This window comes from Mesorhizobium sp. M1A.T.Ca.IN.004.03.1.1, from assembly GCF_003997555.1.
Lineage (GTDB): Bacteria > Pseudomonadota > Alphaproteobacteria > Rhizobiales > Rhizobiaceae > Mesorhizobium.
The window spans coordinates 1-273 of the sequence record NZ_RZTV01000305.1; the positions used below are offsets into that span (position 1 = coordinate 1).

The following is a 273-nucleotide window of genomic DNA, read 5'->3' on the forward strand; positions in this document are numbered from 1 at the left end:
CCTTCTTTGGCGGCGTCCTTGCTGGTGACGTCGAAGATCGCCGCATGGGCCGACAGGCCTTGATCCTTGAGGCTCGCGACCGCGCGTTTGACACTTTCGGGCGTGCGGCCGTTGATGATGACCTCGGCGCCATGCTGCGCCAGCCCTTCGGCCAGGGCATAACCGATCCCCTGGCTCGAGCCGGTGATCAGGGCAAGGCGTCCGGTAAGATCAAACAAGTTCTTCATCTCATAACTCCTCCGGTCTCGCCGCGGGCGACGGCTGACGCTGCCG

Annotated in this window: 1 protein-coding gene; it reads right to left on the minus strand. The window is 64.1% G+C overall.

All coding sequences use genetic code 11. The annotated features are described in order from the left end of the window. On the minus strand, nt 1-227 hold a 227-nt coding region (locus EOD29_RS31775; RefSeq protein ID WP_127248817.1), incomplete at its 3' end, for an SDR family NAD(P)-dependent oxidoreductase. Between the last annotated feature and the right edge of the window lie 46 nt (nt 228-273).